The sequence below is a fragment of the Paraburkholderia sp. genome (assembly GCF_004298475.1).
GTDB lineage: Bacteria > Pseudomonadota > Gammaproteobacteria > Burkholderiales > Burkholderiaceae > Paraburkholderia > Paraburkholderia denitrificans.
The window spans coordinates 143,879-162,238 of sequence record NZ_SCRP01000010.1 but is presented as its reverse complement, the minus strand read 5'-3'; the positions used below and the strand labels follow the sequence as shown (position 1 = coordinate 162,238).

Genomic DNA, 18,360 nt, shown 5'->3' with positions numbered 1-18,360 from the left:
GGTCTCCTCGGCAGGTTTTGTCGTTGGGTGAGTCAGGTGAGATTGCGGATCGGCATTTCGGTCAGCGCATACGCCTGCGGCGGACCATCGACTTCGATGCTGCGCCAGCCGAGCCCCTTATAGGGCGCCGATGCATCCCACGGAACCGGCAGCCGCTGCGCCTGCGAACCGGGCGCGGGCAGCGGGAACATCAGCGAGCGCGCGGCGTGGTGCGCGATTGCGCCCGTCATCGTGTGATGCTCCTGGTGGATATGGCCGTAGAACACGGTGACGTTCTGGTGCTTCTGCAGCACGTTGATTACGGCGGCGCCGTCGCGCGTGGCCCAGTCCCATTGCGGCGCGAGATCGAAAAGCGGCCGGTGCGTGAAGACGACGATGCGGGCGTCCGGGCGCTGACGCGAGAGGTCGTCGGCGAGCCACGCGATCTGCGTGTCGCCCACGCGGGCTGCAGGATCGGACACGTTGTCGAGCACGATGAAATGCACGCCGCGATGGTCGAACGTGTAGTGCGTCTGACCGAACAGCTCGCGGTACGCCTCGCCGTTGTCGAGACTCGCGTCGTGCTCGCCTGGCATCAGATAGAGCGGCTTGACCTTCAGCGCGGCAATGATCGACTGGAATTCATGCATGCGCGTGCGGCGCACGGCGGGATCGTCGGTCGTGTGCGTGAGGTCGCCCGTGAACACGACGAAATCGGGCTTGGCGGGCAGCGCGTTGACGGCGGCGATTGCCTTCGGCAGCGTGCCTTTCGAGTCGGGGTTGACCTTCGGGCCTTCGAAGCCCCAGTGCGCATCGGAAAGCTGGACGAAGAAGAAATCAGCGTCGCGTTCCGCGGCCCAGCCGGGCAGTGCCGATGCGAACGCGACGCCGCCGCCCAGTGCGGCGAGGCGCAGGAAGTCGCGCCGTTTCAGAGTGGTGGGCATGGTCGCCTCCTCACGCGTGGATGTGCCTGTCTTACCGCCCTGGCGCGCTGTGTATTCCCGCTTTATTTTTCGCTGGCGGGCGCAGACGGCGGGAATACACTGGCCGCAGCGACGGTACTGCATGAAGGACGGCCAGTAGTCGAGAAGGCGAGGCGCGATTTGCAGGACGAGGGAAACCGTAAGAGGCACGAGGGGCGAGCGTGGGCGCAAGCGCGAACGAGCATGTCGAGCCAGCGGGAAGCGACGAAGCGGCGCGCAGCAGCCGTTTCCAGGCGCTCGCGCTGCCGCATCTCGATGCGGCCTACAACCTCGCGCGCTGGCTCTCGCGCAATCCGGGCGATGCCGATGACATCGTGCAGGAGGCGTTTCTGCGGGCGTTTCGTTTCTTCGACACGTTTCGCGGCGATCTCGCGCGCCCGTGGCTGCTCGCGATCGTGCGGCGCGTCTGGTACGACGAGTGGCGACGGCGCTCGACATCGGAAGAAGTGACGCCGTTCGACGAGTTGCGCGACGACACGCCGCCCGAAGGCTGGGAGACGGCGAGCGCGGACCCGGAAACGCTCGCAATCCGCGCGGAAGATGCGCGCATCGTGCAGGATGCGCTGCACAGGCTGCCGGTGGAGTATCGAGAGGTGCTCGTGCTACGCGAGATGGAGGATTTGAGTTATCGCGAGATCGCGGTGATCGCCGATCTCCCGGTGGGGACCGTGATGTCGCGGCTGGCGCGCGGACGCCGTCGGCTTGCGGCGCTGCTTGCAGTTTCGCAGGGGCGTGCGCCACGCGACGCGCGGCCCGATGTGCAGCCTGACATGCAAGCGGACATGCAAACTGCGCGGCCAGGCGTGCGCGGCAATGGCGCGGACGATGGCGGCGGGGCGAGCGATCGGGCAAGGCGGCCATCGGTGCGGGGGAGCGTCGGCCGGTTCGCTGGCGAGCCAGCCGTCGACGGCGGACCGCAGCCGCATACAGATGGCCATCCAGATGGCCCTACGACGGAGGCGCCCGATGAACTGTGACGAAGTGCGCCCACTGATCGACGCGAGCGTCGACCGCGAGCTTTCCGCCGCCGACGAACGGCGCGTGCGGGAGCATTTGTCCGGCTGTGCACAGTGCCAGCGCGACGCGCGGGCCGTGCAGGCGATGTCGAAGACGGTGAAGTCCGCGGACTACCACCGCGCACCGGCGGGGCTCGGCGCGCGCATCGTCGCGGCCTTGCCGCCGGGCGTAGCCGGGCATGACACTCGCGCGGGAGAGACCGTCGAACAACCCGGGCGCGGCCGTGTGCATAAGACCGGCTGGAGCGCCTGGCCGTGGCCACGCTTTGGTGGATTCAGTGGATTCGGTGGATTCGGCTCGGGCGCCGGAGGGCGGGCGGCGGGCTTCAGCTGGCTCGCGGGCGCGCTGCTCGTGCTTTGTGCGCTCGGGTTTGCCGCAGCGCTGAACCTGCGCCGCCCGGCAACTGGCGGTGAATTCGTCAACGAGCTTGTGGCGAGCCACGTCCGCGCGCAGATTTCGGGGCGCGACCTCGATGTGATCTCGACGGACAAGCATACGGTCAAGCCGTGGTTCAACGGCAAGATCGACTACGCGCCGCCCGTCGAGGATCTCGCCGCCGAGGGTTTCCCGCTCGTGGGCGGCCGGCTCGACTATGTGGGGCGCGAGCGCGTGGCGGTGCTCGTCTATCACTATCGCAAGCACGTGATCGATCTCTATGTCTTCCCGCCCGGCGAGGCGGGTCCGGCTGCGGCGGCGGGCTCGCCGCCGCGCATCAGCGAGGGCTACGCGCTGGCGCACTGGCAAGCTGGCGGTATGACCTGGTGGGCCGTCACCGATGCCGGGCCGGAGGCGCTCACGGGCCTGCGCGCCGCGCTGGACGCGCGCCTCGGCGGTGCTTGAACGCGCACGCGATGCCTGGGTTGGCGTGCAGTTCGCATGCAGTTGGAGTGCAGTTGGCACGCCGTTCGCACGGAACTGGCGCGCCCCCGACCGGGGGTAAGGCGCGCCAAGTCATTGAAAACACGCCCGAAACACGCCGCGCGCAACCGATTTCAGTTGCGCGCGCCGCCGTCTCGCGTTACACTCTTCGGCTTCTCACTTGCCGCACCGGAGAATTCAACGGGTAATCCGGAGAATTCAATGGCGCCCGGGCGGCTTTAATCCACAAGGAGTGTGTAATGCGTCATTACGAAATCGTCTTCATCGTGCACCCCGATCAAAGCGAGCAGGTGCCCGCCATGATCGAGCGTTACAAAGGCACGATCACGTCGCACGGTGGCCAGATCCACCGCATCGAAGACTGGGGCCGTCGTCAACTGGCCTACATGATCGAGAAACTCGCGAAGGCTCACTACGTCTGCATGAACATCGAATGCGACCAGACCACGCTCGACGAACTGGAACACGCGTTCAAGTTCAACGACGCCGTTCTGCGTCACCTCATCGTCAAGATGAAGAAGGCCGAAACCGGCCCGTCGCCGATGATGAAGGAAGTGCAGCGCGAAGAAGCCAAGAAGGCGGCTGCCCAGCCGACCGACGCGCAGGCTTAAACGATACAAGCCATCAGGATTCGAGCTCAGTTGCTTAACTCAGTTGCCTAAATCAACCGCGTAAGCCCCGTGAACAGGCTGCAACTCAAGGCGAGCGTCGTCGAACGCGAACCGGTGCGATATACCCCCGCCGGCGTTCCGATCGCAAGCTGCACGTTGCACCACCGCACCGAAGTCGTCGAGGCCGGCATTGCCCGCCTCGTGGAACTGACGATGGACGCAGTGGCCGCCGGCGAGGCTTGCGGCAAGCTGGAAGGCTGTGAAATGGGCGTCGAGACGCTCTTCACCGGTTTTCTGGCGAAAAAGCACCGCAACGCGCGAACCCTGGTGTTTCATATCACCGAAATGCAAGGTACAGGAAAGGACTAATCATGGCCCGCCCGACTGGTAAGAAATTCGACAAGCGTCGTCAACAGCAAAACCCGCTCTTCAAGCGTAAGAAGTTCTGCCGCTTCACGGCTGCAAGCGTCGAGCAGATCGACTACAAGGATATCGATACGCTGAAGGACTTCATCGGCGAAAACGGCAAGATCACGCCGGCGCGTCTGACGGGTACCAAGGCCCACTATCAACGTCAGCTGGACACGGCTATCAAGCGCGCGCGTTTCCTCGCGCTGATGCCGTACACCGACCAGCACAAGGCCTAACCCGACGACGCTACAAGGAGCATCCGAATGCAGATCATTCTTCTCGAAAAAGTCGTCAACCTCGGTAATCTGGGCGACATCGTCAAGGTGAAGGACGGTTACGCACGTAACTTCCTGATCCCGAACAAGAAGGCCCGCCGCGCCACGAAGGACGCAATCGCCGAATTCGAAGTTCGCCGCGCCGAACTCGAAAAGGTCGCCGCTGAAAAGCTGGCAGCCGCTCAGGCAGAAGGCGAAAAGCTGAACGGCCTGACCGTTCAGATCGGCCAGAAGGCTGGCGTGGACGGCCGTCTGTTCGGCTCGGTCACGAACGCCGACATCGCCGTCGCGCTGACCAAGCAAGGCTTCGCAGTGGAAAAGGCGCAAGTGCGCCTGCCGGAAGGCCCGCTGAAGATGGTGGGCGACCACCCGGTGCAAGTCGGCCTGCACACCGACGTCATCGTCGACGTCACGGTGTCGGTGCTGGGCGAGCACGTCTAAGCACCCTGGGCGGCCCGGTTGGGCCGCTCGAGCGCTGTCGTTTCAGAAAAGGCAGGAGCCCCGCGGCTTCTGCCTTTTTTATTGCGCGCCGGGTGCGTGTTTAATGCGTGTCCGGCCGCTGCCGTTTTACAGGTTTGCTGCTTGTTCCAGGTGGCTGGCTTGTCCGATAATTGCCCTCCATGAACGCTCCGAACGATCCCCAACTCGAGTCGCTGAAAGTCCCTCCGCATTCGATCGAGGCCGAGCAATCGGTGCTCGGCGGCCTGTTGCTGGATAACGCCGCCTGGGACCGGATTGCCGACTTCCTCGCGCAAAGCGACTTCTACCGCTACGATCACCGCGTTATCTACGAGCATGTCGGCCGCCTGATCGCGTCCTCGCGCCCGGCCGACGTGGTGACGGTCTACGAGGCGCTCACCACCTCGGGCAAGGCCGAGGACGTGGGCGGCCTCGCGTACCTGAACGCACTCGCCCAGAACACGCCGAGCGCCGCGAACATCCGCCGTTATGCGGAAATCGTGCGCGACCGCGCGGTGCTGCGGCGCCTCGTTTCGGTCGCCGACGAAATTTCCTCGGACGCGTTCAATCCGCAGGGCAAGGAAGTGCGCCAGTTGCTCGACGAGGCCGAGGCGAAGGTGTTCTCGATCGCCGAGGACGGCGCGCGCGGCACGCAGGGTTTTCTCGAAATCGGGCCGCTGCTCACGCAGGTCGTGGAGCGCATCGACACGCTGTATCACACCGCCAATCCGAGCGACGTGACGGGCACGCCGACAGGTTTCGTCGACCTCGACCGCATGACCTCGGGCATGCACGGCGGCGAACTGATCATCGTGGCCGGGCGTCCGTCGATGGGTAAGACCGCGTTCTCGATGAACATCGGCGAATACGTGGCCGTCGAGTACGGCCTGCCCGTGGCGGTGTTCTCGATGGAAATGCCGGGCACACAGCTCATCATGCGTATGCTCGGCTCCGTCGGGCGGCTGGACCAGCACCGCATGCGCACGGGCCGCCTGACGGATGAAGACTGGCCGAAGCTCACGCACGCCGTGCAGAAAATGAGCGAAGCACAGATCTTCATCGACGAAACCGGCGCCCTGAACCCGATGGAGCTGCGCTCGCGCGCGCGGCGCCTCGCGCGCCAGTGCGGCAAGCTCGGGCTCATCATCGTCGACTATCTGCAGCTGATGAGCGGATCGTCGACCGGCGAGAACCGGGCGACGGAAATCTCCGAAATCTCGCGCTCGCTCAAGAGCCTCGCCAAGGAACTCGACGTACCAGTGGTCGCGCTCTCGCAGCTGAACCGCGGTCTGGAGCAGCGGCCGAACAAGCGCCCGGTGATGTCGGATTTGCGCGAATCGGGCGCTATCGAACAGGACGCGGACGTGATCCTGTTTATCTACCGCGACGAAGTCTATAACCCGGACAGCCCCGACAAAGGCACCGCCGAGATCATCATCGGCAAGCAGCGTAACGGCCCGATCGGGCCTGTTCGCCTCACGTTCCACGGCCAATACACGAAATTCGATAATTTTGCCGGGGCACAGAACTTCTACGGCGAGTAGCGGCAAATCTTCCAGAACCGATGCGCGCCGCAAGCGCGTTTCGGTCGAGCTTTGCTTATCCCTGCGTTTCTGCAGGCGGCGAGCCGCGCGTGCGTCGGCGGACGTTACAATGTGGCCGCTGTATGACAGACGCATTGCCGCTGGATGACAGTCATCCGAGACCAATTTCCGGGATTCAAATGTTCGGCCGATTCATGCCCACCGAGGGCAAGTTCTTTGAAATTTTCAATGCGCACGCAAAGTGCCTCGTTTCTGCAAGCCGGGAGCTGGAGCTTCTGATCGACAACCTGGCCGATGCGGAAATCCACAAACAGAACGTTCAGGCTGCCGAGAAGGCCGCCGACAAGCTGACCCACGAAGCGATCGACCTGCTTCACAAGACCTTCATCACGCCGCTCGACCGCGACGAAATCCACAAGCTGATTTCGACGATGGACGACGCGCTCGACCTGATGGAAGACGTAGCCACGGCCATTTCGCTCTACGACGTGCAGGCCGTCACCGCCGAGGCGCGCCAGCTTGCCCACGTCTGCACGGCGACCGTCGAGCGGGTCCAGGCCGCGGTCGCGATGCTGTCCGACATGAAGCAGGCTCGCGAGATCCTGCACGCGTGCGAGGAAATCGACCGGCTCGAATCCGAAGCGGACGGGCTGCTGCGTTCGGCCATGTCGAAGCTCTTCCGCGAGGAGGACAACGTCAAGACCGTGATCAAGCTGAAGGCGATCTACGAGCTGCTCGAGTCGATCACGGACAAGTGCGAGGATGTGGCGAACATCATCGAAGGCATCGTGCTGGAAAACGCCTGAGTCTCACGCGATGCAATCGATACAACTCGCCATCTGGATGGTCGCGTCGCTCGTGGCCATCTCGCTCATTTTCGACTTCATGAACGGTTTTCACGACGCGGCGAACTCGATCGCCACGGTCGTGTCGACGGGCGTGCTCAAGCCGCAGCAGGCGGTGGCATTCGCCGCCATGTTCAACGTCATCGCCTATTTCATCTTCCACCTGAACGTCGCGCGCACGGTGGGCAAGGGCACCATCGACCCCGGCATCGTCGATCACTACGTCGTGTTCGGCGCGCTGATCGGGGCCATCGTCTGGAACGTGGTGACCTGGCACTACGGCATTCCGTCCAGTTCGTCGCACGCGCTGATCGGCGGCCTGGTGGGCTCGGCGCTCGCGAAGTCGGGCTGGCATTCGCTGAACTTCGACGGCCTCATGAAGACGGTCGCGTTCATCTTCATCTCGCCGCTGCTCGGTTTCATCCTCGGCTCGTTCTTCATGCTGCTGGTGTCGTGGCTCTATTTCCGCACGCCGCCGAGCAAGGTGGACCGGCGCTTCCGGCGTCTGCAGATCCTTTCCGCGAGCCTCTACAGCCTCGGCCACGGCGGCAACGACGCGCAGAAAACCATCGGCATCATCTGGATGCTGCTGATCGCCACCGGCTACGCCTCGGCGGCTGCCGACGCGCCGCCGATCTGGGTGGTGGGCGTCTGCTATCTGTCGATGGGCCTCGGCACGCTGTTCGGCGGCTGGCGGATCGTCCGCACGATGGGGCAGAAGATCACCAAGCTCAAGCCGGTCGGCGGCTGCTGCGCGGAGACGGGCGGGGCGATTACGCTCTTTACGGCTTCGTGGCTCGGCATCCCGGTTTCGACGACGCACACCATTGCGGGCGCAATCGTCGGCGTGGGCGCGACGCAGAAGCTCTCCGCCGTGCGCTGGGGCGTGGCGGGCAACATCGTCTGGGCGTGGGTTCTGACGATTCCGGCTTCGGCGGCGCTCGCCGCTGCGGGCTGGTGGATCGGCCACCGTATCCTGTAACACGGTGCCCGGCGCTGCGGCATGCGGCGCCGGGTTGCCCTGAGCGCTCGTGCGGGCCGCTCAGATGAGCGGCGTCGAGCAGCCGTCCATCGGGATGAGCGCGCCGGTCACATAGCTGGCGCGGCGGCTTGCCAGAAAGAGCGCCACGTCTGCAATCTCCTCGGGTTTCGCGTAGCGGCCGAGCGGCACCTTGCCTTCGCTGCGCGCGAGCGCCGTCGCTTCATCGATTCCCTCTCTTTCGGCTTCCAGCCGCACCGCTTCTTGCAGGCGTTCCGTGAGCGTCGCGCCCGGATTGATGGCGTTGATGCGGATGCCGTAGCGCGCGTGATAGTGCGCAAGCCCCACCGTGGCGAGCATGAGCGCGGCATTGGCTGCGCCGCCCGCAATGTGGATGTCGCTCGCGAACTTGCCGCCCATGCCGATGATGTTGACGATGGTTCCGGGTTCTTTCGCTTCACCGGCCTTCACGCGTTCCACCATCCGGCGCAGCACTTCCTGCTGCGGATAGATGTACGGGAAGTACTTCGCTTCCATGGTCGCCTTGAAGGCGGCGGCGTCCAGCGCCTCCGGATCGTAGCGGCGGGCCGCGCCCGCGCTGTTGATGAGGACGTCGATCGGACCCACGGCCGTTGAGACATCTTCGACCACGTCTGCCGCGCTGTGCGGTTCGTGCAGATCGGCGCGCGTGAGATGGATGTGCAGTCCTTCGCTCGCGAGTTGCTCGCGCGCGCGGGCGAGATTCGCCGGATCGCGCGACACGATCGCGACCTTCGCCCCTTCCTTCGCGAACGCGCGTGCGCAGGCCAGCCCGATGCCCTTGCTGCCGCCCGTCACCAGTACCACCTTGTTGCCGAGTCCGAGATCCATCGCTGCCTCGCTGCGAAAAGGTATCAGAACGATAGCAGACGCAGCGGGCCGCGAAAACCGCGCCGGCATGTTGCGAGCGGGTGGGCGCGCGTGGTTGTGCGCGAAATCAGAAGGCGCTGTTGGCGAAGCGCGCGATCGGATCGTCGTTCGTTTGCGTGGGTGCACGTCCGACGGGCTGCGCCGTCGAGGCGCGCATGATCTGCACGGGCGGCCTGGAGGTTGCAGCGGGTGTGAGCGTCGTCGAGCCCGCTTGCGCCGCCTGGCGCTCGGCCATAGCGGCGGCGGGCGGCGGCGGCTCGAAGGCGTCTGCTGCTGCGGCGATGGCGTCGGGTTGCGAGTCGGCATCGGGTGCGTTGGCGCTGGCCATTGCGGGCGTTGCCCCGCCAGCCACGCGCGCCTGCATTTGCGCGGCGCCGGGCGCCGCGGGCGGCGGCTCGAACGCGTCCGCCGGCGCGGCGGCTGGCCGTGTGGCCGCGTAGGCAGGTACAACCGGAGCCGGTGCCGCAGCGGGCATCGGCCGGTTCTGATTCACGCTTGTCACGCGAATGGGCACCGCAGCAGCCGCCACGGCAGGCGCGGGCTGGGCAGGCGCGGACGCTTCCCAGGTGGGCGTCTCGAACGGTTGCGGCGTGGCTTTGGGCGGCGCCATGCGGCGTATGCCGTCGAAGCGCTTCGCCCAGTACGGGTTCGTCAGATAGTCGAGCCGTACCGTCCCGCCCGTCGAGGGCGCGTTGACGAAGCGGAGCTTGCCGACGTAGATCCCGACATGCGAATGCGGCCGCCCGGTCGTATTGAAGAACACCAGATCACCGGCGGCGATTTCGTCAGGTTGGATGGACTCGCCGCGTGCGCCCATGTCGGCGGTCGTGCGCGGCAGATCGACAAAGGCCGCGCGGGCGAACACGTATTTGACGAGCCCGCTGCAATCGAAGCCGCTATCGGGCGTATTGCCGCCCCAGCGGTAGGGAATGCCGACGAGCCCCATCGCCTGGATCGAGATTTCTTCGCGGCCGACGCTGTGATCGACGAAATTCGGGAAGCCGGATGGCCGGGTGCGCGAGGCGTCGATGGCCGTGGATGAGCCGCCCCTGCGCGCGTATCTTTCCGGCGTGCTCGAACAAGCTGCGAGAAAAACCATGATCAGTAACGGAAGCCAGAGTCGGCGCATGAAACGCTCGGACGGGCGAGGGTGCCCGCTGCGGGTGGAAGCGGATAATGCGCCGATGGTAGCCCGTCCGGCGCGGCGCTCGCAAGAATTCTTGATAATTTACTTGAAGTTTGGGCGTCAACTGTTGCTTCACTGGAACGCCGCGCAACGAAAAAGGGCTGTATCCGGGGAACCGGATACAGCCCTCGTGAGCGGCTTGCGCTCGATGTTGCGCGACTGTCGCCTAGAGAATGTCCGACGCGTAATCGGCCAGCCGCGAGCGCTCGCCGCGCGCGAGCGTCACGTGGCCGCTGTGCGCCCAGCCCTTGAAGCGGTCGACGACATAGGTGAGGCCCGAGCTGCCTTCAGTCAGATAAGGCGTATCGATCTGCGCGATATTGCCGAGGCAGACAATCTTCGTGCCAGGGCCCGCGCGCGTGACGAGCGTCTTCATCTGCTTCGGCGTGAGGTTCTGCGCTTCGTCGATGATGAGGTATTTGTCGACGAACGTCCGGCCGCGCATGAAGTTCATGCTCTTGACCTTCAGCCGCGAGCGGATCAGTTCCTGCGTGGCCGCGCGGCCCCATTCTCCGGCTGCGTCGTCGGTCTTCTGGAGCACTTCGAGGTTGTCGTCGAAGGCGCCCATCCACGGCTGCATCTTTTCCTCTTCCGTGCCCGGCAGGAAGCCGATGTCTTCGCCGACCGGCACCGTCGCACGCGTCACGATGATCTCGTTGTAGCGCTTGTCGTCGAGCACCTGGGCGAGGCCCGCCGCGAGTGCGACGAGCGTCTTGCCCGTACCCGCCTGCCCGAGCAGCGTGACGAAATCGATCTCCGGGTTCATCAGCAGATTGAGCGCGAAGTTCTGCTCGCGATTGCGCGCCGTAATGCCCCACACGTTGTTCTTGTGATGGCCGTAGTCGCGCAGCGTCTGCAACAGCGCCGTCTTGCCGTTGAGTTCGCGCACGATCGCGTGGAACGTCGGTTCGCCGTTCTGCGGCTCCAGATAGACGAACTCGTTCACGAGCATCGACGCGCACGCGGGACCCGTCACGCGGTAATAGGTCGTGCCGGTCTTGGTGTCCTGCCAGGACTCCATGCCCTTCGCGTGCTTCGTCCAGAAATCCTGCTGCAGCGCGCGCACGCCCGAGTAGAGCAGATCCTTGTCTTCGAGAACCTGATCGTTGAAGTAGTCTTCCGCGGGCAGGCCGAGCGCGTGCGCCTTGATGCGCATGTTGATGTCTTTCGACACCAGCACGACGAGGCGGTCCGGCCGGTCGCGCTGCAGCGCGCGCACGACGCCGAGGATCTGGTTGTCGGCCTTGCCCTGGGGCAGGCCGTCGACCGGATCGATGTGCGTGAGCGTGGTCTGGAAGTACAGCCGGCCGAGCGCTTCGCGGCTGCCGAGGCGCGCGAGCGAAATGCCTTCCGAGATCGGGTCGGCATTCGCCACCAGCTGGTCGAGCGTGCGGCTCACCTGGCGTGCGTTGCGCGCGACTTCGGACATGCCCTTCTTGTGGTTGTCGAGTTCCTCGAGCGTCATCATCGGCAGATAGACGTCGTGTTCCTCGAAGCGGAACAGGCAGGTCGGATCGTGCATCAGCACGTTCGTATCGAGCACGAAGAGCTTGCGCACTTCGATGCTTTCTCCCGGATGCAGGCGTTTTTTCCCGGTGGCACGCTTATCCGTTGCGGCGCCGGCATCGAGCTTCGCGGCGGCCGGTTTGGCACTACGTGCGATCGGCGCGGCCGGCGCTTCGGGCTCGGCGTGCGCCTGTACGGGCTGCAGCAGCGCAGCGGCCTGCTGCTTGCGCTTTTTCGCGGGTGCGGGTGCGGGTGCGACGGGTTCGAGGGCGGCCAGTTCGGCGTTGCCGGAGGAAAGGGGGACCGTGCGCAGCGTCGTTGCGGCGTTCGCAGCCGGGGACATCGGCTCGGCGACGCTCGCGGGACCGAAGTCCGCGACGGCGACAGCGTCCTGTTCGCTTACAGCTTTGCGGTTGCCGCGCGTGGCGCGCGCGCGCGCCTTGTATTCCTCAGGCGGCAGCAGGTTGCCGAGCTTGCTGGGGGGGGTAGGCAAAGGCATGGTGTCCCTCGAAAAATTCGGGTCGAGTGGTCGAGTAGGGTGCGCTTTCGGGCGGTGCGGTCCGGCGCCGGGCAGGCGCCCTGTGCAGCCGCGCTGGGTGCGCGCTCAGGTCTGGAAATGCCGGTTCGCCTGGTTTTCGATCGGCTCCTTGACAAAGACGCGTGACCGCAACGTGTTCCGGCGCGGTGGCGGAACTGCAAACAAAAAAGCCGCCGCCCCGGCTAACGAGGCAAGCGGCTCGACTGCGGCAATGGCGCGGTGCCCCGGATGTGCATCGCCGGTCATTCGACGACCGGCTTCACCTGGGTCACAACCTGGGTCGCAACGCGACGAAAAATGGGGTGGACGGGCACTCATTGCAGCCCAATATAACGCGCCTCAAAGCGCTTGTACAGCCTCCAGGACCTCGTCGACATGGCCCGGAACCTTGATGCCGCGCCACTCGCGACGCAGCACGCCAGCGGCGTCGATAAGGAACGTGGAGCGCTCGATTCCACGCACTTCCTTGCCATACATTTTCTTCAGTTTGATGACGTCGAAGAGCGTGCATAGCGCTTCATCCGCATCGGATACCAAGGTGAACGGCAGTTCGAGCTTGGCCTTGAAGCCTTCGTGCGAGCGCACGCTGTCACGCGAGACACCGATGATCCGCGCACCCGCTTTCTCGAACTTCGGATTGAGGTCGCGAAACTGCAGACCTTCGGTCGTGCAGCCCGGCGTGTTGTCCTTGGGATAGAAGTACAGGACCACCTTGCTGCCCTTGAGGCTCGACAGCGTGAAGTCGCCGCCGGTGGCGGGGGCGGTGAAGTCGGGAACGGGTTGGTCGACTGCGATCGGCACAGGATTCTCCGGTTGTTATTGTCTCGGACGATGATCGGACGATGCGTGCGGCGTAAGCGAAGGGTGCATGCGATGGGTGCATGCGAAGGCTGCATCTGACGGCAGCACGCATCGCATGCAGCCTTCGCGGCGGCCACCTTCGGGATGCGCGTGCGAGCGGCGGATTCAGTCGGGCTGGATGATCAACTGGCCGGAACGGCCTTCGATCTCGCCCCAGGCGACAGGGTACGATGGCAGCGATTCGCGGTCCAGCGCGGCATGGTAGTCGCCCATCGTGGCAAACGTGTGGCCCTGCGCGCGCCAGCCCGCGAGCAGTTGCTCGAACACGGGCGCAAGCTTCTGGCCTTCGAGTTCCGCGTGCAGCGTGAAGACCTGGTCATGCGGATTATGCTCGGTGAGCTTGAGCATCCATGCGGCGACCGTGTTCACGTCGATGCCGTCGACGCCGAGCACTTCGTCGAGCGTGGGCAGCGTGGTCGGCATCTGCACGTGGTTGAGCGTGTGGCCGTCGACGACCGGCAGATAGGGCGAGTGCCCGCGCCCATCGGACGCGTAATGCATGCCCCAGGCGTCGATCTGCCGGAACGCCGCGTCGTTCATCTGCCAGCCCGCCGCGCCGTGCGTAACAGGCGGCGCGCCGAAGATCTGCGTGAAGCGTTCGTAGCTCTTGCGCATCTCGCGTGCGGTCCACTCGCCGTCGCGGTTGCGCACGTTGTCCTGCCAGTACACGTGATCCCACGTGTGAATGCCGCATTCGAAACCGGCTTCGTGGATCGCGCGCATATCGGCGGCGGCCTTCACGCCGATGTCCGGCCCGGGCAGCAGCACGCCGTACATCAGCTGCTTCACGCCGTAGTGCTCGACCACCGACGTGCGCGAGACCTTCTTCAGAAAGCCCGGACGGAACACGCGGCGCAGCGCCCAGCCCGTGTGGTCCGGGCCGAGGGCGAAGAGGAAAGTCGCGCGCGCCTTGTAACGGTCGAAGATGCGCGCGAGATTCGGCACGCCTTCGCGCGTGCCGCGCAGCGTGTCGACGTCGATTTTCAGGACGATACGGGCCAAGTTGCCAGGTCCCCAGTTGCCGCGTGCGCGCGTTACTGCTGTTCGACGAGTGCGCGGGCCTCGCCGACGTGGCCGCGGTACGCTTCGAAGATCTTGCGCAGGGCGTCGTCGAACGTCGCCTTGGGCGCCCAGCCGAGTTCCTGCTTCGTGTTGTCGATCTTCGGCACGCGGTTCTGCACGTCCTGGTAGCCAGCGCCGTAGTACGCGCCCGACGACGTTTCGACCAGCTGCACGCGCTTGGCGGAGTCCGCGTATTCCGGATACTCGGCGGCGAGCGCCAGCATCTTGTGCGCGAGTTCGCGTACCGAAAAGTTGTTGGCCGGGTTGCCGATGTTGTAGATCTTGCCCGTCGCCACGCCGTCCTTGTTCTCGATGATCTTCATCAGCGCGTCGATGCCGTCGCCGATGTCGGTGAACGCGCGCTTTTGCGCGCCGCCGTCCACGAGGCTGATGTTCTCGCCGCGCACGATGTGGCCGAGGAACTGCGTCACGACGCGCGACGAACCTTCCTTCGGCGTGTAGATCGTGTCGAGGCCCGGGCCGATCCAGTTGAACGGCCGGAACAGCGTGAAGTTCAGGCCTTCCATGCCGTAGCCCCAGATCACGCGGTCCATGAGCTGCTTCGAGCACGCGTAGATCCAGCGCGGCTTGTTGATCGGGCCGTAGATGAGCGGCGAGGCGTCCGGATCGAACTGCTCGTCGCTGCTCATGCCGTAGACCTCGGAGGTCGACGGGAACACGAGGTGCTTGCCGTACTTCACGGCTGAACGCACGATCGGCAGGTTCGCCTCGAAGTCGAGTTCGAACACGCGCAGCGGCTGCTTCACGTAGGTTGCCGGCGTAGCGATGGCGACGAGCGGCAGGATCACGTCGCACTTCTTGACGTGGTACTCGACCCACTCCTTGTTGATCGTGATGTCGCCTTCGAAGAAGTGCATCCGTTCATGCTTGACGAGGTCGCCGAGGCGGTCGGTCTGCATGTCCATCCCGAACACTTCCCAGTTCGTGGTTTCGAGGATGCGCTTGGAGAGGTGGTGGCCGATGAAGCCATTCACACCCAGGATCAGGACTTTTTTCATTGACGGGATGCAGATGAGGTGAATTCGGCGAATGCGGCGGGCGTGACGACGGTTTCGTGACCGTCGCCGGATTGCCCTTCGGCTTTTCCGCCTTCGGATGGTCTGGACAGGTGCCGCAGTTCGTGGATCGCGATGGCGCGACCGTCGCCGCAGAGGGCAAAGAGCGCATTATCGCTTACGTGGATGCCCGCGGGCAATCCGGCCAGCGCCGCAGGCGCCGCACCCGGGCGGGCGAGGCGCGCCCGGGCGATCATGAAGCGCTCGCCGCCGATATCGGTGAACGCGCCCGGATACGGCGGCGCGACAGCGCGGATCAGGTTGTAGACCTGCTGCGCGCTCCGGCTGAAATCGATGCGGCCGTCTTCCGGCTTGCGCCCGCCGAAGTAGCTGCCCTGCGCGAGATCGTTCGGCAGATGCGGCGCTTCGCCCGCGATCAGCGCGGGCAGCACGCGCCAGAGCGTCTGCTCGGCGGCGACCGTGACCTTGTCGAAGACCTGCGCGGCGGTGTCGTCGGGCAGGATCGGCACCGGCGTCTGGGCGACGATCACGCCCGCATCGGGCTTCGCGGCCATTTCGTGCAGCGTCGCGCCGGTTTCGTTCTCGCCGCGCAGCACGGCCCAGTTGGTCGGCACGCGGCCGCGGTATTTCGGCAGCAGCGAGCCGTGCATGTTGTACGCGCCGCGCGCGGCGAGCGCGAGCAGGTCGGCGGGCAGCATGTGCCGGTAGTAGAACGAGAAGATGAAATCCGGCCGCGCCGCCGAAACAGCCGCGCGCAGCTCGGCGCTCTTCGGATCGGCGGGCGTGATCACGTCGATGCCGTGCTCCAGCGCCACCGATTTCACGCTGCCGAACCAGATGTTCTCGGTCGGGCTGTCCTCGTGCGTGACGACGAGTTCGACGTCGACGCCGCCCGCGAGCAGCACCTGCAGGCAGCGCACTCCAACGTTGTGATAGGCGAAGACGACGGCGCGCGGCTTCATTTGTGTGCTCCCTGACTGAGCGAGGCCGGTTGGACAGGCGGTGCGAGGTCCTCGCGCGGCGCGTGCGCGATGGCAGGCGCGTTGCGCTGTTCGAGAATCGTCTGCACCAGATAACGGGGACGCGCGCGCACCTGCTGATAGATGCGGCCGATGTACTCGCCGAGCAGCCCGAGCGCGAAGATGATCACGCCGAGCAGGAAGAACGTGATGGCGAACAGCGTGAACACGCCTTGCACTTCCGCGCCGAGGAGGAAGCGGCGGATCAGCAGCAGGACGAACAGGCCCGCCGAGCCGAGCGAAAGAATCACGCCGATGAACGACAGCCATTGCAGCGGCACGACCGAGAAGCCGGTTACGAGGTCGAAATTCAGGCGGATCAGGCTGTAGAGCGAGTACTTCGATTCGCCCGCGAAGCGCTCTTCGTGCGCGACTTCGACTTCGACGGGGTTCTGCGCGAACGTGTACGCGAGCGCCGGAATGAACGTATTGATTTCGCCGCAGCGGTTGATCGTGTCGATGATGCGGCGGCTGTACGCGCGCAGCATGCAGCCCTGGTCGGTCATCTTGATGCGCGTGATGCGCTCGCGCAGGCTGTTCATCGCCTGCGAGGCCTTGCGGCGCCACAGGCTGTCCTGGCGCTGCTTGCGGATCGTGCCGACGTAGTCGAACCCTTCGCGCATCTTTGAGACGAGCTTGCCGATTTCCTCGGGCGGGTTCTGCAGGTCGGCGTCGAGCGTGATGACGATCTCGCCGCGCGCCTGCTCGAAGCCCGCGAGGATCGCCATGTGCTGGCCGTAGTTGCCGTTCAGCAGGATCGCGCGCGTCGTGTCGGGGCGCGCGCGGAACTGGTCGGCGAGCATGGCGGCCGAGCGGTCGCGGCTGCCGTCGTTGATGAAGATGACTTCATACGACGTGCCGAGCTGGTCGAGTGCGGGGTACAGGCGCGCGAACAGCGCGTCGAGTCCCGCTTCCTCGTTGTAGACCGGAATGATGACCGAGACTTCCGGCGTGTCCGGGGTCAAGGTGCCTTGTTCCGTTTGAGTCATGAGTGCGTCTTTTCCGTTTTCATAATGCGTTCGCTCAGTGTGGGCTGGCTGTGCTGCCTGGCGTCCGGCTCAGCCCAACGCGTACTGCGCGCAGATTTCGTTGACGGCGCGGCACACGCGCGCCACGTCGTCGTTCGTCATCTGCGTGAAGAGCGGCAGCGTGACCGTGGTCGCGCCGAATCGCTCGGCGTGCGGGAACATGCCCGCCTTGAAACCACGCTCGCGATAGAGCGTGAACAGGTGAATCGCCGGGTAGTGCACGCCCGAACCGATGCCGCGCTCCTTCAGCTGCGCCATGAAGTCCGCGCGGCTGATCGTGAGTTTCTCGATCGGCAGCGTGATCTGGAACATGTGCCAGTTGCTGTTGGCGAAGTCCGCCACGGGCAGCCCCACGCCCAGCCCGACTGCCGCGCCGCCCTCGAAGCCCGCGAAGTAGGCGCGCGCGAGCGCACGCCGTTGCGCAGTGAAGCGTTCGATGTGCTTGAGCTGGCCGAGGCCCACGCGCGCCGCCACATCCGTGAGATTGTACTTGCCGCCGAGCACGTCGCAGTCCATGCCGTCGAAACCCGTGCGGGTGATGCCCTGCAGGCGGTACTTCTGGGCCAGCAAGGCTTCGGCGTCGTCGTTCAGGACGAGCGCGCCGCCCTCGATCGACGTGAGGTTCTTGTTCGGGTGGAAGCTGAACGAGACGAGGTCGCCGAATGCGCCGATGCGCTTGCCGTTCCACGTTGCGCCGAACGCCTGCGCCGCGTCCTCGATCACGCGCAGCCCGTGCTGGCGGGCAATCGCGTAGAGCCGGTCCATGTCGACGGGCATCCCCGCGAGATAGACCGGCATGATGGCCTTCGTGCGCGGCGTGATGGCGGCTTCGAGCTTGTCGAGGTCGATGTTGCGCGTGACGGGATCGATGTCGGCGAACACGGGCGTCGCGCCGACTTCATAGATGACGTTGCTCGTGGCGACCCACGACGCCGGCGTCGTGATGACCTCGTCGCCCGCACCGACGCCCGCGATGCGCAGGCCGATTTCGAGCGTCGCGGTGCCGGAGTTGAACGTGCGCACGGGCCGGCCGCCGCAGAATGCCGACAGCGCGGCTTCGAACGCCTGGTTCTGCGGGCCGGTCGTGATCCAGCCGGAACGCAGCACCTCGGCGACGCCCTGAATGGTTTCTTCGTCGATCTCGGGTTTGACGAACGGCAGGAACGCAACGTTGGACTGGGTCATGGGTGCTTTGCTCGTGAAGAGTGGGGCGAGGCGCAAGGACGGGTCGG

At 65.1% G+C, this 18,360-nt stretch carries 19 protein-coding genes; 9 read left to right on the top strand and 10 right to left on the bottom strand.

From position 1 onward, the window contains the following. Nucleotides 1-32: 32 nt before the first annotated feature. A complete protein-coding gene (locus tag EPN59_RS06095) occupies nt 33-923 on the bottom strand; it encodes a metallophosphoesterase (RefSeq protein ID WP_293042196.1) in 891 nt (296 codons plus the stop codon). A 200-nt stretch (nt 924-1,123) separates the two neighbouring features. Here EPN59_RS06095 and EPN59_RS06090 point away from each other — a divergent pair, with 200 nt between their 5' ends. From EPN59_RS06090 to EPN59_RS06050, 9 genes are all read left to right on the top strand, one after another. Next, on the top strand, nt 1,124-1,939 hold the full coding sequence (locus EPN59_RS06090) for an RNA polymerase sigma factor (RefSeq protein ID WP_293042199.1): 816 nt from the start codon (nt 1,124-1,126) through the stop codon (nt 1,937-1,939). Next, nucleotides 1,929-2,819 carry a zf-HC2 domain-containing protein gene (locus tag EPN59_RS06085; protein WP_293042202.1) on the top strand — a complete coding sequence of 297 codons (891 nt, stop codon included), beginning with the start codon at nt 1,929-1,931 and terminating at the stop codon, nt 2,817-2,819. The genes EPN59_RS06090 and EPN59_RS06085 overlap by 11 nt, the downstream gene beginning before the upstream one ends. A gap of 278 nt (nt 2,820-3,097) precedes the next feature. Then, nucleotides 3,098-3,469 (top strand): 30S ribosomal protein S6, encoded by a 372-nt coding sequence (rpsF, locus tag EPN59_RS06080; protein ID WP_293042205.1) that lies wholly within the window; start codon nt 3,098-3,100, stop codon nt 3,467-3,469. Between the two features lie 69 nt (nt 3,470-3,538). Further along, entirely contained in the window at nt 3,539-3,838 is a 300-nt protein-coding gene (gene priB / locus EPN59_RS06075) for a primosomal replication protein N (protein ID WP_293042208.1), read from the top strand. Between the two features lie 2 nt (nt 3,839-3,840). Beyond that, the gene (gene rpsR, locus EPN59_RS06070) at nt 3,841-4,116 is read left to right on the top strand and encodes a 30S ribosomal protein S18 (protein WP_293042211.1); all 276 of its coding nucleotides are present in this window, start codon (nt 3,841-3,843) and stop codon (nt 4,114-4,116) included. A gap of 27 nt (nt 4,117-4,143) precedes the next feature. Continuing rightward, complete coding sequence (rplI, locus tag EPN59_RS06065; protein ID WP_293042214.1) at nt 4,144-4,596, top strand: 50S ribosomal protein L9; 453 nt, start codon at nt 4,144-4,146, stop codon at nt 4,594-4,596. A gap of 179 nt (nt 4,597-4,775) precedes the next feature. Continuing rightward, nucleotides 4,776-6,158 carry a replicative DNA helicase gene (locus tag EPN59_RS06060; RefSeq protein ID WP_293045705.1) on the top strand — a complete coding sequence of 461 codons (1,383 nt, stop codon included), beginning with the start codon at nt 4,776-4,778 and terminating at the stop codon, nt 6,156-6,158. Between the two features lie 179 nt (nt 6,159-6,337). After that, a complete protein-coding gene (locus EPN59_RS06055) occupies nt 6,338-6,964 on the top strand; it encodes a DUF47 domain-containing protein (protein WP_293035854.1) in 627 nt (208 codons plus the stop codon). Between the two features lie 10 nt (nt 6,965-6,974). Further along, entirely contained in the window at nt 6,975-7,985 is a 1,011-nt protein-coding gene (locus tag EPN59_RS06050; RefSeq protein WP_293035856.1) for an inorganic phosphate transporter, read from the top strand. A 60-nt stretch (nt 7,986-8,045) separates the two neighbouring features. Here the strand turns inward: EPN59_RS06050 and EPN59_RS06045 are convergent, their stop codons facing one another. From EPN59_RS06045 to EPN59_RS06005, 9 genes are all read right to left on the bottom strand, one after another. Further along, the gene (locus EPN59_RS06045; RefSeq protein WP_293035858.1) at nt 8,046-8,852 is read right to left on the bottom strand and encodes an SDR family NAD(P)-dependent oxidoreductase; all 807 of its coding nucleotides are present in this window, start codon (nt 8,850-8,852) and stop codon (nt 8,046-8,048) included. A gap of 106 nt (nt 8,853-8,958) precedes the next feature. Next, complete coding sequence (locus EPN59_RS06040; RefSeq protein WP_293035860.1) at nt 8,959-10,020, bottom strand: C40 family peptidase; 1,062 nt, start codon at nt 10,018-10,020, stop codon at nt 8,959-8,961. Nucleotides 10,021-10,243: 223 nt separating this feature from the next. Beyond that, nucleotides 10,244-12,082, bottom strand: a complete 1,839-nt coding sequence (locus tag EPN59_RS06035) for a PhoH family protein (RefSeq protein WP_293035862.1) — start codon at nt 12,080-12,082, stop codon at nt 10,244-10,246. A gap of 378 nt (nt 12,083-12,460) precedes the next feature. Next, the gene (locus EPN59_RS06030; RefSeq protein WP_293035864.1) at nt 12,461-12,922 is read right to left on the bottom strand and encodes a peroxiredoxin; all 462 of its coding nucleotides are present in this window, start codon (nt 12,920-12,922) and stop codon (nt 12,461-12,463) included. 165 nt (nt 12,923-13,087) lie between these two features. Next, on the bottom strand, nt 13,088-13,984 hold the full coding sequence (locus EPN59_RS06025) for a polysaccharide deacetylase family protein (protein ID WP_293035866.1): 897 nt from the start codon (nt 13,982-13,984) through the stop codon (nt 13,088-13,090). Nucleotides 13,985-14,016: 32 nt separating this feature from the next. Further along, the gene (locus EPN59_RS06020; protein ID WP_293035868.1) at nt 14,017-15,063 is read right to left on the bottom strand and encodes a bifunctional UDP-4-keto-pentose/UDP-xylose synthase; all 1,047 of its coding nucleotides are present in this window, start codon (nt 15,061-15,063) and stop codon (nt 14,017-14,019) included. Continuing rightward, nucleotides 15,060-16,043, bottom strand: coding sequence for a formyltransferase (locus EPN59_RS06015; protein ID WP_293035870.1), 984 nt, complete (start codon nt 16,041-16,043; stop codon nt 15,060-15,062). The genes EPN59_RS06020 and EPN59_RS06015 overlap by 4 nt, the downstream gene beginning before the upstream one ends. Beyond that, nucleotides 16,040-17,089, bottom strand: a complete 1,050-nt coding sequence (locus EPN59_RS06010; protein ID WP_293035872.1) for a glycosyltransferase — start codon at nt 17,087-17,089, stop codon at nt 16,040-16,042. The genes EPN59_RS06015 and EPN59_RS06010 overlap by 4 nt, the downstream gene beginning before the upstream one ends. 69 nt (nt 17,090-17,158) lie before the next feature. Then, complete coding sequence (locus EPN59_RS06005; RefSeq protein ID WP_293035874.1) at nt 17,159-18,313, bottom strand: DegT/DnrJ/EryC1/StrS aminotransferase family protein; 1,155 nt, start codon at nt 18,311-18,313, stop codon at nt 17,159-17,161. Nucleotides 18,314-18,360: the final 47 nt, after the last annotated feature.

Excerpts from the sequence above, each read along its gene's own strand:
- EPN59_RS06060 (WP_293045705.1), top strand. The coding sequence starts at position 4,776 with ATGAACGCTCCGAACGATCCCCAACTCGAGTCGCTGAAAGTCCCTCCG.
- EPN59_RS06050 (WP_293035856.1), top strand. The coding sequence starts at position 6,975 with ATGCAATCGATACAACTCGCCATCTGGATGGTCGCGTCGCTCGTGGCC.
- EPN59_RS06045 (WP_293035858.1), bottom strand. The coding sequence starts at position 8,852 with ATGGATCTCGGACTCGGCAACAAGGTGGTACTGGTGACGGGCGGCAGC.
- EPN59_RS06085 (WP_293042202.1), top strand. The coding sequence starts at position 1,929 with ATGAACTGTGACGAAGTGCGCCCACTGATCGACGCGAGCGTCGACCGC.
- rpsF (WP_293042205.1), top strand. The coding sequence starts at position 3,098 with ATGCGTCATTACGAAATCGTCTTCATCGTGCACCCCGATCAAAGCGAG.
- EPN59_RS06040 (WP_293035860.1), bottom strand. The coding sequence starts at position 10,020 with ATGCGCCGACTCTGGCTTCCGTTACTGATCATGGTTTTTCTCGCAGCT.
- EPN59_RS06095 (WP_293042196.1), bottom strand. The coding sequence starts at position 923 with ATGCCCACCACTCTGAAACGGCGCGACTTCCTGCGCCTCGCCGCACTG.
- EPN59_RS06055 (WP_293035854.1), top strand. The coding sequence starts at position 6,338 with ATGTTCGGCCGATTCATGCCCACCGAGGGCAAGTTCTTTGAAATTTTC.
- EPN59_RS06020 (WP_293035868.1), bottom strand. The coding sequence starts at position 15,063 with ATGAAAAAAGTCCTGATCCTGGGTGTGAATGGCTTCATCGGCCACCAC.
- EPN59_RS06005 (WP_293035874.1), bottom strand. The coding sequence starts at position 18,313 with ATGACCCAGTCCAACGTTGCGTTCCTGCCGTTCGTCAAACCCGAGATC.
- EPN59_RS06015 (WP_293035870.1), bottom strand. The coding sequence starts at position 16,043 with ATGAAGCCGCGCGCCGTCGTCTTCGCCTATCACAACGTTGGAGTGCGC.
- EPN59_RS06035 (WP_293035862.1), bottom strand. The coding sequence starts at position 12,082 with ATGCCTTTGCCTACCCCCCCCAGCAAGCTCGGCAACCTGCTGCCGCCT.
- EPN59_RS06010 (WP_293035872.1), bottom strand. The coding sequence starts at position 17,089 with ATGACTCAAACGGAACAAGGCACCTTGACCCCGGACACGCCGGAAGTC.
- rplI (WP_293042214.1), top strand. The coding sequence starts at position 4,144 with ATGCAGATCATTCTTCTCGAAAAAGTCGTCAACCTCGGTAATCTGGGC.
- rpsR (WP_293042211.1), top strand. The coding sequence starts at position 3,841 with ATGGCCCGCCCGACTGGTAAGAAATTCGACAAGCGTCGTCAACAGCAA.